15 protein-coding genes (1 of these 15 only partly in view) are annotated in these 13,545 nt (G+C 64.5%); 10 read left to right on the top strand and 5 right to left on the bottom strand.

Annotated features, from left to right (window positions below):
* Window positions 1-46 carry the final stretch of a peptidoglycan DD-metalloendopeptidase family protein gene (locus E4P09_RS03790; protein ID WP_137388224.1) on the top strand. 1,703 nt of this gene lie to the left of the window's left edge, so the window shows 46 of its 1,749 coding nt (coding positions 1,704-1,749); its start codon lies beyond the left edge, outside the window; the stop codon is at window positions 44-46.
* Between the two features lie 53 nt (window positions 47-99).
* A complete protein-coding gene (locus tag E4P09_RS03795; protein ID WP_205042001.1) occupies window positions 100-492 on the top strand; it encodes a VOC family protein in 393 nt (130 codons plus the stop codon).
* 45 nt (window positions 493-537) lie between these two features.
* Here the strand turns inward: E4P09_RS03795 and E4P09_RS03800 are convergent, their stop codons facing one another.
* From E4P09_RS03800 to E4P09_RS03815, 4 genes are all read right to left on the bottom strand, one after another.
* Complete coding sequence (locus E4P09_RS03800) at window positions 538-1,551, bottom strand: LLM class flavin-dependent oxidoreductase (protein WP_137388225.1); 1,014 nt, start codon at window positions 1,549-1,551, stop codon at window positions 538-540.
* A gap of 118 nt (window positions 1,552-1,669) precedes the next feature.
* Entirely contained in the window at window positions 1,670-2,665 is a 996-nt protein-coding gene (locus tag E4P09_RS03805) for an Hsp33 family molecular chaperone (RefSeq protein WP_239025013.1), read from the bottom strand.
* Window positions 2,666-2,949: 284 nt separating this feature from the next.
* The gene (gene argF, locus E4P09_RS03810; protein WP_137388227.1) at window positions 2,950-3,894 is read right to left on the bottom strand and encodes an ornithine carbamoyltransferase; all 945 of its coding nucleotides are present in this window, start codon (window positions 3,892-3,894) and stop codon (window positions 2,950-2,952) included.
* A 10-nt stretch (window positions 3,895-3,904) separates the two neighbouring features.
* The gene (locus E4P09_RS03815) at window positions 3,905-5,095 is read right to left on the bottom strand and encodes an aspartate aminotransferase family protein (RefSeq protein WP_137388228.1); all 1,191 of its coding nucleotides are present in this window, start codon (window positions 5,093-5,095) and stop codon (window positions 3,905-3,907) included.
* Window positions 5,096-5,493: 398 nt separating this feature from the next.
* Between E4P09_RS03815 and E4P09_RS03820 the strand changes: the two genes are divergently transcribed.
* From E4P09_RS03820 to E4P09_RS03835, 4 genes are all read left to right on the top strand, one after another.
* Window positions 5,494-6,006 carry a GcrA family cell cycle regulator gene (locus E4P09_RS03820; RefSeq protein ID WP_137388229.1) on the top strand — a complete coding sequence of 171 codons (513 nt, stop codon included), beginning with the start codon at window positions 5,494-5,496 and terminating at the stop codon, window positions 6,004-6,006.
* Between the two features lie 146 nt (window positions 6,007-6,152).
* On the top strand, window positions 6,153-7,808 hold the full coding sequence (locus E4P09_RS03825; protein WP_170984216.1) for a carboxylesterase/lipase family protein: 1,656 nt from the start codon (window positions 6,153-6,155) through the stop codon (window positions 7,806-7,808).
* 216 nt (window positions 7,809-8,024) lie between these two features.
* Entirely contained in the window at window positions 8,025-9,107 is a 1,083-nt protein-coding gene (locus tag E4P09_RS03830; RefSeq protein ID WP_170984217.1) for a L,D-transpeptidase family protein, read from the top strand.
* Between the two features lie 103 nt (window positions 9,108-9,210).
* Window positions 9,211-10,248 carry a transporter substrate-binding domain-containing protein gene (locus tag E4P09_RS03835; RefSeq protein WP_170984218.1) on the top strand — a complete coding sequence of 346 codons (1,038 nt, stop codon included), beginning with the start codon at window positions 9,211-9,213 and terminating at the stop codon, window positions 10,246-10,248.
* Here E4P09_RS03835 and aroQ read toward each other — a convergent pair.
* Window positions 10,230-10,697 carry a type II 3-dehydroquinate dehydratase gene (gene aroQ, locus E4P09_RS03840; protein ID WP_137388233.1) on the bottom strand — a complete coding sequence of 156 codons (468 nt, stop codon included), beginning with the start codon at window positions 10,695-10,697 and terminating at the stop codon, window positions 10,230-10,232. The two genes, E4P09_RS03835 and aroQ, sit on opposite strands and share 19 nt — an antisense overlap.
* 116 nt (window positions 10,698-10,813) lie before the next feature.
* Here aroQ and E4P09_RS03845 point away from each other — a divergent pair, with 116 nt between their 5' ends.
* From E4P09_RS03845 to E4P09_RS03860, 4 genes are read left to right on the top strand one after another with little or no spacing between them, the layout of a single operon-like run.
* Window positions 10,814-11,362: a sigma-70 family RNA polymerase sigma factor gene (locus tag E4P09_RS03845; RefSeq protein ID WP_137388234.1), complete on the top strand. Its 549-nt coding sequence runs from the start codon at window positions 10,814-10,816 to the stop codon at window positions 11,360-11,362.
* Entirely contained in the window at window positions 11,349-12,113 is a 765-nt protein-coding gene (locus E4P09_RS03850; protein WP_137388235.1) for an anti-sigma factor family protein, read from the top strand. The genes E4P09_RS03845 and E4P09_RS03850 overlap by 14 nt, the downstream gene beginning before the upstream one ends.
* A gap of 25 nt (window positions 12,114-12,138) precedes the next feature.
* The gene (locus tag E4P09_RS03855) at window positions 12,139-12,861 is read left to right on the top strand and encodes a Bax inhibitor-1/YccA family protein (RefSeq protein ID WP_137388236.1); all 723 of its coding nucleotides are present in this window, start codon (window positions 12,139-12,141) and stop codon (window positions 12,859-12,861) included.
* 35 nt (window positions 12,862-12,896) lie between these two features.
* The gene (locus tag E4P09_RS03860) at window positions 12,897-13,535 is read left to right on the top strand and encodes a DUF2076 domain-containing protein (protein ID WP_137388237.1); all 639 of its coding nucleotides are present in this window, start codon (window positions 12,897-12,899) and stop codon (window positions 13,533-13,535) included.
* Window positions 13,536-13,545: the final 10 nt, after the last annotated feature.

Here is a 13,545-nt window from a genome sequence, read left to right on the forward strand (position 1 = left end):
GCCCACTTCGACCCAAGTCGCGGAAGTCGAGCACAAACGCAATTAAGGTGCGAGCCGACATCCGCGAGCTCATGACCGCAAGATGGCGGAGGTACAGACGTGGCCGCTGAAGGTTTGAGCGCGAGTGCCGTCGCCATGCGGCCGTTCCTGCCTGCCAAGGACTTCCGCGAAAGTCAGCGGTTCTACGCGGCTCTGGGCTTTACCGTCACGTTGCGCGGCGAGAGGATCGCCCATGTTCAGCTGGGCGCGACCAAAAGCGCCCCCTCGTTTCTCTTGCAGGATTTCTACACCAAGGATTTTGCTGAGAACTGCATGATGCAGCTTGTCGTGAGCGAACTCGACGAGTGGTGGCAGCACATCGCCTCGCTGAATCTGGCCGAGAATTTTGCGGTTCGCCCCCCGCGTCCGCCCAAGCTGGAACCCTGGGGAATGCGGGTTGCCTATCTTTGGGATCCAGCCGGCGTTCTCTGGCATATTGCCGCTGCTGCCTGAAAACGACAGCGGCTCACGCCGGAACACAGACCTCCGACATCCCGCTTATCCCACCGCGCGCGCCTCGGCCGGGCGCAGCTGCCGGCGCACCTCCGCGAGGATTTCGTAAGACCGCACACGCGCTCCATGATCATGGATGGCGGCAGCCACCATGAGCTCGTCAGCGCCGGTCCGATCGATGAAAGCCTGCAACCGCTCGCGAACCGTCTCGGCGTCGCCGACGAACGAGCAGGCGAGCATGGCCGAGGCCTGCACCTTCTCCATCGGGCTCCAATAGGTCTCGATATCGTCGATCGGCGCGGGCAGCCTGCCGCGCGTGCCGCGGAACATATTGGTGAAGGTCTGCTGCACCGACGTGAACAGCCGGCGCGCCTCCGCATCTGTATCGGCGGCGATCACATTCACCCCGGCCATCACATAGGACTTGGCGCATTGCTGCGACGGCTGAAAGCGGGCGCGGTAGACCGCCACCGCCTGCATCAAAGCCTCGGGCGCGAAGTGGGAGGCAAAGCCATAAGGAAGGCCCAGCATGGCCGCAAGCTGCGCACCGAACAGGCTCGAGCCGAGGATCCATAGGGGCACATTGGTGTCGGTTCCCGGCACGGCTTGCACCACCTGCCCCGGCTGCAGCGGCCCGAGCAGCGCCTGCAGCTCCAGCACGTCTTGGGGAAAACTGTCGGCGCTGTTCGGATCCCGCCGCAAGGCACGCAGCGTGCGCTGGTCTGTGCCCGGCGCTCGTCCGAGCCCCAGGTCGATGCGACCGGGATAAAGCGTCGCGAGCGTCCCGAACTGCTCGGCAATCACCAGGGGCGAGTGATTCGGCAACATGATGCCACCCGCCCCCACCCGGATCGTGCTGGTGCCGCCCGCCACATAGCCGATCACCACCGACGTGGCGGCGCTCGCAATACCGATCATGTTATGATGCTCGGCCAGCCAGAAACGCTCATAGCCGAGCCGTTCGGCGTTGCGCGCAAGGTCCAGCGTGTTCCGTAGGGCATCCGCCGGCGTCGAGCCTTCCGGCACATGCGCAAGATCGAGAATGGAGATGGGAAGCATCGCAGACCCTCGCGTCACACCGGCCCGGCGGCGGGCGCTTCTATCCTGAACCTCAGCACAAGATCGCCATCGGTGCACGGGAATGCAAGGTGAGGGCGAGACGCACACGGCTTCGCCTTTAGCTGTCCTTCTTCAGCTCCTCCGATTCGAACTCGTACACGGTCGAGCAGAACTCGCACGTTGCGGAAATCTTGCCATCGACCACCATTTCCGCGATCTCGTCGGGACTGAACTGGCTGACGATCTCGGCCACCCGCTCGCGCGAGCACTGGCAATACCGCTGCACTTTCGATGATGGATAAACCGTCACCCCATCCTCGTGGAACAGCCGAAACAGCAGAGCCTCGGGCGACAAGGTCGGATCGAGCAGCTCGTGATCTTCCACGGTGGCGAGGAAGATACGGGCACGCACCCAGTTCTCGTCCTCCTCCAGCGGCTCTTCCTCCTGGCCCTCGGGCACGTCACCCGAATGCACCGGCAACGCCGAGGGATCGCCCTGCGCCGGCAGATGCTGAATCATGATGCCGCCGGCCCGCCAATGCTCGCCGCCTGCTTTGCCGCGGGCCACGATCGGCCCTGCCGCCAGCCGAACGTCCGTCGGCAGCTGTTCCGATTGCTGAAAATAAACGTTGGCGGCTTCGGACAGGCTCACCCCGTCCAGCGGCACGATGCCCTGATAGCGCTCCATGTGCCGCCCCTGGTCGATGGTGAGCGCCAGATGCCCCTTTCCGAGCAGGTCTGGCGAGGGCGGATTTCCGTCCTCCTCGAGGGCGGCCACGCGCGCCTCGTCGTAATGGGCATAGGCGCGGATCTCGCCGGGCGTGGCGAAATCGGCCACCAGCATGTCCACCGGTCCGTCCGTTTTGGTCTGCAGGATCAGCTTGCCGTCGAATTTCAGCGAGGAGCCGAGCATGGTGGTCAGCGCCACCGCTTCGGCCAGCAATGCGGAAACGGCGCGGGGATAGTCATGCCGGCCCACGATTTCGTTGATGGCGCCCGCAAGCCGCACCACCCGGCCGCGCACCCCGAGCGGCTTCACCTCGAACGGCAGAATGGCGTCGTCTCCAGTCTTCATGGAATAGACGCCTGCAGCAGAAAAATCAGCTGATGTCATGATGTCCTAGCCATTGCGGACCTTGTCCGCTTCTTTAGGCGCGCCTTCCAGCCAGGCGCATACAGCAAGAGGAAAAGCCTAAAGCACGAACGGATCAATGCTCCAGGGGCGATGCGCAACACATTGGACGAGAGCAGGGCGGCACCGGCGCTCTCGGCCGCGGCAGCGCTCGATCACTATCGAGAGGCCGATCGATCACTGGCGCGCCACCCTAGCGGGGCCAGGCCAATGCCAGCCGCCACCCCCGTGCCCGCGCCCATGGGCACCCCGTCCGCGGTCCTCGGTCACCCTCGAGCGGTCGCCCCAAGGCACCAGGCCAGAATGCCTTTCTGTATATGGAGGCGGTTCTCCGCTTCGTCAAAGACCACGGACTGAGGACCATCGATCACATCATCCGTGACCTCTTCCCCGCGGTGCGCCGGCAGGCAGTGCATGAACACCGCATCCGGCTTCGCCTGCGCCATCAGTTCGGCATTCACCTGGTAAGGGCTCAGCAGATTGTGCTTGTTGCCAGCCGCATTGTCGCCCATGGACACCCACGTGTCCGCCACCACGCAATCGGCGCCGCGCACCGCCTCGCGCGGGTCGCGGGTGACCATGACGCGGGCATTCTCGCGCTTGGCCCAGCGAATGAGCTCCGGATCGGGGCTCAACGCCTCGGGACAGGCCAGCCGCAGCTCGAAACCGAAGCGCGCGCAGGCATGCACCCAGGAATTGGCCACGTTATTGGCATCCCCGCTCCATGCCACCACCTGGCTGCCAAGCGTGCCTTTCACCTCCTCCAGCGTCAGCAGGTCGGCCATCACCTGGCACGGATGCGAAAGATTGGTCAGCCCATTGATCACCGGCACCGTCGCATGCTCCGCCAGTTCCAGCAGGTTGCTGTGGCTGTTGCAGCGGATCATGATCGCATCCACGTAGCGCGACAGCACCTTGGCGGTATCGGAAATCGTCTCGCCGCGGCCAAGCTGCATGTCGCCCGCCGAAAGCACGATCGTCGAGCCGCCCAGCTGGCGCATGGCCACATCGAACGAGACGCGCGTGCGCGTCGAGGGTTTCTCGAAGATCATCGCGAGCACTCGGCCATCCAGCGGCCGCCCGGGCTCGGCCATGCCACGTCCATGCCCGTTGCGCGCCTGTTTCATCGCGCGGCTATGAGTGAGGAGCGCGCGCAGCGTCGTCTGGTTGAAATCCCTGATATCAAGGAAATGCCTCGGCCGAGATGCCATTGCAGCCCTCCTATGCCTGGTGGCCATTGACTTGCGCGAGTGTCTTGCAGGCCCTTGAAAGACGGCCGACCGCGTCGTCGATCTGCTCATCGGAGATGATGAGCGGCGGCAGCAGCCGCACCACGTTGTCGCCCCCGGCGACGGTGAGCAGCTGTTCCTCGAAGCACGCGCTGATCAGATCCTGGTTCGGGACCTTGCACTTCAAGGCCCGCATCAGCCCGTCGCCGCGCACCGCCTCGATAACGGTGGCATGCTCGTCCTGAAGCTGCGCCAGCTTCTGCGCGAGCTTGCGGGATTTGTCCTGGACCTGCTCCAGGAACCCTTCCTCGAGCACGACGTCCAGCACCGCATTGGCCACGGCCATGGCGAGCGGATTGCCGCCGAAGGTCGAGCCGTGCGAGCCCACGCTCATGCCGGAGGCCGCCTGCTCCGTGGCCAAGCATGCGCCGATGGGAAAGCCACCGCCCAGCCCCTTCGCCACGCCGAGAATATCCGGCGTGACACCGGCCCATTCGTGAGCAAAAAGCTTGCCGGTCCGGCCCATGCCGCATTGCACCTCGTCCATCAGCAGCAGGATACCGTGCTCGTCACAAAGCGCGCGCAGGCCGCGCAGAAAGGCGGGTGAGCAGGTGCGCAGGCCGCCCTCGCCCTGAATGGGCTCGACCAGAATGCCGGCCGTTTCGGGGCCAATCGCGTTCTTCACGGCGTCCAGCTGGCCGAACGGCACCTGGTCGAAGCCGTCGACCACCGGGTCGAAGCCTTCCAGATGCTTCTTCTGTCCGCCGGCGGCGATGGTGGCCAGGGTTCGGCCGTGGAACGCGCCTTCCAGCGTGATGATGCGGTAGCGCCCGGGTGCGCCCTTCGCCCAATGATACCGGCGCGCCATCTTGATGGCGCACTCCAGCGCCTCGGCGCCCGAATTGCAAAAGAATACGGTATCCGCAAAGCTTGCCGCCACCAGCCGCTCGGCGAGCCTTTCCTGGCCCGGCACCTGATATAGGTTCGAAGTATGCCAGATCTTGTCGGCTTGGCGCTTCAAGGCCTCCACGAGATGAGGATGGCGGTGCCCGAGCGCGTTCACTGCGATGCCGGCGCCGAAATCAAGATAGGGTTCGCCCTCCGCCGTATAGAGATAGGCACCCTCGCCCCGTTCGAACGCCACGGGCATGCGCGCATAGGTGGGCAGAACTGCGGAGACCATTCCATCGCTCCAAAAATCAAAATGCCGCCGGATTGCGGCGGCACTTGTTGCTGAAACTCCCGTTCGGCGGCGCATTTATAAGCTTTTTGCGCCCCTGGGTCAACGAAACTGGTCAACCCTGCCCCGCCTGAGTCAGACCGCCGCATGGACGAGGGAGTCACCGGCGACGTAACGTTTCGTTAACTGATCGCTGGACACGCCCCGCGCGAATCCGCTGGGGAAAACCAGCCGATTCGGACGGCCGCTACATTGAACCAGGCCCCGAACTGTAGTACAGTCCTTTGACATAAACCACGAGATATTGAGTCACAATCAAGGTATAGTCGTTTGGCGTTTAGAGTATACCTCTAGCCGGCGGAGGCTGGAGGATTCTGCGAAAACTTTGACGGGGAACTTACATGTGGACCGAAGAACGGGTGGACCTGCTGAAGCGGCTCTGGACCGAAGGGCTCAGCGCCAGCCAGATCGCCAGCAAGCTCGGAGAAGTGACCCGCAACGCCGTGATCGGCAAGGTCCACCGCTTGGGCCTTTCCGGGCGTGGAACCCCCTCGCGCGCTCAGCATGCTCGGCCGCGCACCAAGACGCGGCAAGTCCCGGCCGGAAAGATTGCCCAGTTTCCCACGGCAGGCTCGGCAGCGCTGCAGGTCCAGCCTGAAATCGTGGCGGAAGCGCCACCAGCGCCACGCCCCCAGCCGATCCGGGAGGTCATCACCTCCTCCAGCAGCGGGGTGAGCATTCTTCAGCTCAGTGACAAGACCTGCCGCTGGCCAATAGGCGAGCCCGGCACCGACACTTTTCACTTCTGCGGCTGCGCGCCGAAAGCCGGTTTGCCCTACTGCGACAAGCACGCGCGCATCGCCTACCAGCCGCTGCAGGACCGGCGCCGGCTGAAAGTGCGCGGCGCGGCTTAGCAGCCCTGCTGAGAGCCGGAGCGCCTAGCTCCGGCCACCATTTACAACGATCGCGCTTTCGATTTGCCATTTTCGGCGAGTTGATGGCCAAATGGCGCCCATTGATCAACCGCATGAGAAGATGCGGGGCGACTTGGGGGCGTCAAATGAGGCTCGGACGATTTTTCCCGACCTTGCGTTGTGCGGGTCTGGTGCTGGTGGCCTATACCGCCTTGGCCTGCACCATAGCCGACGAAGCGGTTGCGCAGGCGTCGGCCTGCAACACGCCGACGGTGCAGACCACCAGCGGGGCGGTCTGCGGCTTCCGTCAGGCCACGGAGCGAGGGCCGGTCCGCGCCTATCTCGGTATTCCCTATGCACAATCACCGGCCGGCTCGAACCGCTGGAAGCCGCCGGTCCCGGCCACGCCAGCCGCCGGCGTTATCTCTGCCACCGAGTTCGGCCCGGCTTGTCCGCAAAAGCGCGGCCCCGCCTCGCCCTACAATCAAAGCGAAGACTGTCTTAGCCTCAACATCTGGGCACCCGACAGGGCGGAACGGCGCCCGGTCATGGTATTCATTCACGGCGGTGCCTTTGTCGAAGGCACTAGCGCAGCCTTGCTTTACCAAGGCCAGAATATCGCCGCCAGGGGCGACGTGGTGCTGGTGAGCATCAACTACCGCCTGGGCGCGCTCGGCTTCCTGTCTGGCGTTGAGGGGTTGACCGGCAATTACGGCTTTCTCGACCAGCAGCAGGCGCTGCGCTGGGTGCGGGACAACATCGCCCAGTTCGGCGGCGATCCCGGCAACGTCACCCTGTTCGGCGAAAGCGCCGGCGCCATCTCCATCGGCCTGCACCTGAGCGCGCCGGACAGCCAGCCCCTGTTCCACGCCGCCATCATGCAGAGCAACACCTACGGCCTGCCCCTGCGCTCACTGGACATGAGCAATCGCGCAGGCCCGGCGCTGCGGCGGGATCTCGGATGTTCCGACGATCCCGCCCATAACCTGCAATGCATGCAGCAGGCTCCAGTTGATCTGGTGATCAAGTATCAGATCTCGGCGGGTGTGGAACTCGAAGGCCTGCTCACCGGCATGACCGATATTCTGCAATGGGCACCGGTCATCGATCGCAGAGTCATTCCCCACCAGCCGGTGGAAGCGCAGATAACCAAACCCGTGATCATAGGCACCAACGCCCTCGAAGGAATGGCTTTTGCCGGCGCCATCGATAAGGCCAGGCGTCAGATCACCGAACGGCAATACCGCGCCGCCATCGACTTCCTGTTCGACGGCCAGGCGGCAAGTGCCGTGCTGGCCAACCCGGCCTATGCGCCGCAGCCGGGTGACAATTCCGAGCCCTTCGGTCGGCTGACCACCGATTTCACCTTCACCTGCGCTGGCCGGTTCGTGCTGTCTCGCGCCAAGAACCGGGCCTATGGCTATGTCTTCACGCACCGCACCTCCTATGTGGTGTGGCCCAACCTGCCCTGGTGCGCCATGCCCGACGGCACCTTCGCACCCTGCCACACTGCGGAGCTGCCCTTCGTCTTCGGTAACCCCTACGCGTTGTCCGATCAGCAGCATCCCCAGCGCCATAGCTTCACCCCGGCGGAGCGGACCCTCTCCGACGAAATGATTGCCTACTGGACGGCTTTTGCCACCCACCATGATCTCTCGGGCGTAAAGCCGGCCTGGCCCCGCTTCCCCGCCACACAGGTGCTGGACACACCGGTAACCACTGCCAGCAGTGATCTCGGCGCCAACTGCAGCTTCTGGGACCGGATCGGCTATCTGCAAACCGGCATCTACAAGGATTTCTGAGACGTAGAGGGCTCATGTCGGTCAGTGCACGGCAAAGTGCGCGGCAGAATTGCAGCGAAATTAACTCAAACCGTTTCTTAACCCTGAGAATGGGAGAATCCAGGCAATCCGGGCTGTCGCCCGGCCTCCCGCCCTTGGTGGTCGAAACGCATGCGAGTCCTGTTCAGATGTGTCGTAGCATCGGTTGCCCTCTGCACCAGCGCAGTTCTGCCTGGCTTGGCGCAGACCCCTGAAGCGGCAGGGCATGTCGATCCGGGCACCGGTTTGATCACCGGCAGCATCCCACGCGACCCAAACCAGGTAGCGCCCTCCCCGCGCAGTGGCAGCCTCACGCAAATTCCGCCGTCACACAGCAGAATACCTGCAGAGGACCTTATCGCCCTCACCAATGCCGCACCGTTCGGCGGGAGGCCCTTCAAGCCGGGCAAGCAGGACCCTGTGGTGCTGAAGCTGCAGATCATGCTCGACCGGGCACATGCCTCCCCCGGCGTGATCGATGGCTATTGGGGCGAGAACGTCAGAAAGGCGGTATTCGCGGCCCGCGAGATGCTCGGCCTGCCTCTCAGCGATAAGGTAGATCACGATTTGTGGGCAAGGCTCGAAAGCCTCGATCCTACCCCACCGTTGCGCGCCTACACCCTGACCGCCAAGGACGTGGCCGGCCCCTTCGCGCCCGAGATTCCCAAGGATTACAGCGAGCTCGCCAAGCTTCCGCGCATTGCCTATCGCAGCGTCCAGGAGCTCATCTCCGAGAGATTCCACATGGACGAGAAGCTGGTGCGCCAGCTCAACCCCGAGGTTCGCTTCATCGAGGGCGAACAGATCATCGTTGCAGATACCGGCAAGCCCTATCACGCCAAGGTGGCCCAGCTCATTGCCGACAAGCAGCGCAAGCAGCTGCTGGGCTATGGCGCGGATGGGCGCCTGCTCGTTGCCTATCCCGCCACAATAGGCTCGACCTCGACCCCCTCCCCCACCGGCATCCATGCCATCAAGGCCATCGCTGTCGATGCTGAATACTGGTATCGGCCCCAGGTGAACTTCAAACAGGGCGAGAACGACAAGCCGCTGCGCCTGGCTCCCGGCCCTAACAACCCGATCGGGTCTGTGTGGATCGGGCTCGACAAGCCGACCTTCGGCATCCACGGCACGCCGGAACCGTCGAAGATCGATAAGACTAACAGCCACGGCTGCATCAGGCTCACCAACTGGGACGTCGAGGAGCTGGTGAAGCTTGTCAGGCCCGGCATAACCGTCGAATTCTACGACCCCACGGCCATGGCCAGCGCAGCGCAATAGCATCCAAGCACGAGACCTGATAGGTTCCGCGCCGATGCTTGGCCTCGCTTCATTGTCCGCGGCTGTTCGGCACGGACTTCTGCTTTTCGCAGTGGTGGTGGCCTTGGCTGCGTCAGCCGCGGCACCACCGATCCGCAGCCAGCCCTCTCCCGAAGCGACCGCGCAGGCGCCGCTCACGGTCGGCACCATGGCGGCGCCGCCCTTTGCCATGCAGGCCCGCAGCGGCCAGTGGTCCGGGATCAGCATTGATCTGTGGGCGCTGCTCGCGAAGGAGTTGCAGCTCCAGTACCGGCTGGTTGAGTACCCCACCCTGGAAGCATTGATCGATGCCGTCGCGCGGGGAGAGATCGACGTCGCCGCAGCGGCGCTCACCATAACGGCCGCGCGCGAGCGGATGCTCGATTTCAGCCAGCCCTATTACGTCACGGGGCTGAGCATAGCGGTTCCGACCGATGGCCAAACCCGCTGGCTGGCCCTTCTCCGCGCCGCTTCAGCTCTCGGGCTGGGCCAGGCTGCCGCAAGCCTGCTGGTGATCGCGCTGTTCGTTGCCCTGGCGATGCTGCTGATTGAGCATTTCAGCCGGCTGCGCGGACCGCGTGGCGAGCACGGCTTGTGGTGGGCCGCACATGCACCGGCGCATCAGCAGGCCATCCGGCCGCAAACCTGGCCCGGCCGGATGCTTGGCGCACTCGCGGCGGCCTTGCTGCTGGTTTCCTTTGTGTCGTTCGGCGTGACCCTCGCCTTGAGCTGGCTCGGCCGCAGCGAGCGGCCTCAAGTGAGCAGCATCAGCGACATCGCTCACGTCCGGGTGGGCACTGTGAGCGGCTCGTCCAGCGCGGACTATCTCGAGCGCCACGACATCCGTTTCACAGGCTTCCCGAATGCCGCGGAAGGACTGACGGCGCTGCGCGACGGGAAGCTCGATGCCTTCATCTTCGACAAGCCGCTGCTCTCCTGGGTGGTGCTCCAGCAGTTCTCGTCCTCGGTCGAGGTGCTCGACACCACCTTCGACTTGCAGTCCTATGCACTGGCACTCAAGCAGAACAGCCCCCTGCGGAGCCGCATAGACCCGCTGGTGATCGAAATTGCGCACAGCGAGCAGTGGCAGCACGTCCTGTTCCGCTATCTCGGCGACCAGTGAGCACCGGCATCGGGCTCGGCGAGTGTCTCCGCCATCCAGCGCAGCGCGAGCTGATATCCAGAACCGCCGAGCCCGCAGATCACGCCGGTGGCGACGCGCGACACATAGGAGTGGTGCCGGAACGGCTCCCGCTTGTGGATATTCGACAGATGCACCTCGACGATCGGCCCGGAAAAGGCGCTCAGCGCATCCAGGATCGCAACCGACGTGTGGGTGAAGGCGGCGGGGTTGATGATGATGCCGGCCGCCTTCTCGCGCGCCTCCTGGATCCAGTCCACCAGTACGCCCTCGTGGTTGGTCTGCCGGAAGTCCACCCCCAAGCCCATGGCCTGCCCGGCTGCGACCAAGCCATGCTCGATCTCCGCGAGAGTTGTGTAACCGTAGATCTCGGGCTCGCGCTTGCCCAGAAGGTTGAGATTGGGCCCGTTCAACACAAAAACCACAGCCATGGCGGCCTTTCCTCAGGTTGTGAGCGCACCCTAGCGAGCGCCGCGTGCACTGGCAACGCGCCAGATTTTGTTACGGTAAGCGGGATTAAACGGAAGTCTGGTTCCGTATACGGGTCATGAGGCACGGTAGGCCGCGTTTTGATGTGTTGGGGCAGCTCGGCTCGCTTCGCCGCTATGCCCGTGCGTTGACCCGCGACGATGGCGAGGCCGAGGAACTGGTGCACGACGCGCTCGTGCGCGCTTATGAGAAGCGGTCGAGCTTTAAGCCGGACCGCAATCTGCGGAATTGGCTGCTCGCGATCCTGCACAATGTCTTCATTGACAGGGTGCGCTCCCGGCGCTCCGAGCTGGAGCGCAACGCTCGGGCGGTGGAGATGGCCGATACTGTGGTCGAACCCGATCAGGATCACGCGGTGCGACTGGCGCAGGTGCGCAACAATTTCATGGCGCTGCCGGAAGAACAGCGCGCGGCGCTCCATCTGGTGGCGGTGGAGGGGCTCGCCTATGCGGATGCAGCGGCGACCCTCGGCATCCCGGTAGGCACCCTCATGTCGCGCCTGGGCCGGGCCCGGGCGGCGCTCCGTGCCATGGAAGAGAACCCGAGCAGGCGCGCGTCCAGCGACGGTCGCCTGAGAGTGGTTGGAGGTGAGAATGACGCCCATTGACCCGATCACCGAGGCGGATTTCGACGCCTATGTGGACGACCAGCTGCCGGTTGAGCGCCGCATCGAAGTCGAGGCCTATCTCGCCCGCACCCCTGCGGCGGCGGCCCGGGTCATGGCCGATCTTCGCGCCCGGGATGAGCTGCGGCTGGCCTTGAGCGACATGCCGCGGGTAGCCGATATCACGACCGCCGCGGCCGCCCGCAAGCTGGAGACAGCCATCGCCAGCCAGCATCGCGCCCCCCGGCTGGCCCGGGTGGCGGTGCTTGCCTTGTGCCTCGCTGGCGGCTGGTTTGCCCATGCCCATTTCGGAACGCTCGCCATCAATTCGGTGAACGCGTCCACGCGTGCGCCGGCCTATGTGGGCGATGCGCTGCAGGCTTATCGTGCGCAGCGGCACCATCAGCCCTCGTCCCCGGCTGGCGATGCGGCCTATGACCCGGAGAAGCTCCGCGCGGCAACCGCCATCGTGCTGCCCAAGCTGCCCATGGGCTGGACCGTGCAGCAGGCCAAGGTCCTGCCGGCCACGTTCGGCCCAAGCGTTGAGCTTGACATCAGAGCGAGCAAGCTTGGCGACCTGGCCTTGTTCGCCGTTCGCCCGGGCACCTTCGACGTCATTCCAGCCACCGCCATCCGCGATGGCGAGGCGGCGGCCTACTGGCAGATCGGCGAGACCGCCTATGTGCTGATCGCCGATACCGACGCCAAGGACTTGGAGCACGCCGCAGCGCGGCTCGCTCAGACCCTCTATTGACCCTGAAACTGGAGTATGTGGAAAGATGAACACGCCGAATTATGGTTTCAGCCGGCCGACCGCGACGCCGCGCGTTGATGCCGCCTTGTTTGACGAGGGCCTGCGGCAGCACATGCTGCGGGTCTACAACTATATGGCCCTGGGCCTGGTGCTGACCGGGGTGGTGGCCTTCATCGTCGGCAGCACGCCGGCCCTTTATGTGCCGATTTTCCAGACGCCGCTCAAATGGGTGGTGATGCTGGCGCCGCTCGCTTTCGTCTTCTTCTTCTCGTTCCGTATCCACGCCATGTCGGCCGCCGCGGCGCAGATGACCTTCTGGGCCTTCTGCGCGGTCATGGGCCTGTCGCTGGCCTCCGTCTTCCTGGTGTTCACCGGCACCAGCATCGCCCGCACCTTCTTCATCGCCGCGGCGATGTTCGGCGCAACCAGCCTCTATGGCTACACCACGAAGCGTGATCTGTCGAAGTTCGGCTCGTTCCTGATCATGGGCCTGATCGGCGTCATCCTGGCGAGCATCATCAACATCTTCCTGGGCTCGAGCGCGCTGCAGTTCGTGGTCTCCGTCATCGGCATTCTGGTCTTTATCGGCTTGACCGCTTGGGACACCCAGAACATCAAGGAGCAGTATGCCGAGAATTTCGGTGCCGAGTCCCTGCAGAAGCTGGCGGTGTTCGGAGCGCTCTCGCTCTATCTGAACTTCGTCAACATCTTCCAGCTGCTGCTGAACTTCACGGGCGAGCGGGAATAGTCCCGCTTCCTGGCCGTTCAGTACAGGAGCTGAGAATGGACAATCAAGACCGCACGGCCATCGAGGATCTGTTCCGCAGGCTCGCCGCCGTGGAGCAGCAGGCCGGCCCTCGCGATGCCGAGGCGCAGGGCCTGATCGACAACCTCGTCCGTCAGCAGCCGGCGGCGCCCTACTACATGGCGCAGACCATCGTCATGCAGACCTATGCGCTTGAGGATGCCGAAAGGCGCATAGAGGATCTGGAGCGGCGGCTGGCGGACACGCGGGCAGCCGCGCCATCCGGCGGGTTCCTGTCGGGCCTGTTTGGCGGTGGTCGTGGCGCCGGCTCGGTGCCCAGCGTCGGCCGGGGGCCGCAACCTGGCGCGTCCTATGGCACCATGCCGCCGCAAGCGCCGTTGGCGCAAGGCGCTCCTCGGGGCGGCGGCTTCCTCGCCGGCGCTGCCCAGACCGCCATGGGTGTGGCGGGTGGCGTGCTCCTAGGCAACGCCATTGCCGGCATGTTCGGCAGCAATCCTGCGCAAGCGGCGCCCGCTAGCCAAGCGAGCCAGGAGGCATCCTCCCGGAATGAGCCGGCACAGGACGAATCGGCGCAGGACGCGAGCGCCGATGCGGATCAGGACGAGGAAGGTGGCGGCTTCTTCGACAGCTTCTTCGGCAGCGACGAGGAAATCTGAACCGTTGCGG

Source organism: Rhodoligotrophos defluvii (assembly GCF_005281615.1).
GTDB lineage: Bacteria > Pseudomonadota > Alphaproteobacteria > Rhizobiales > Im1 > Rhodoligotrophos > Rhodoligotrophos defluvii.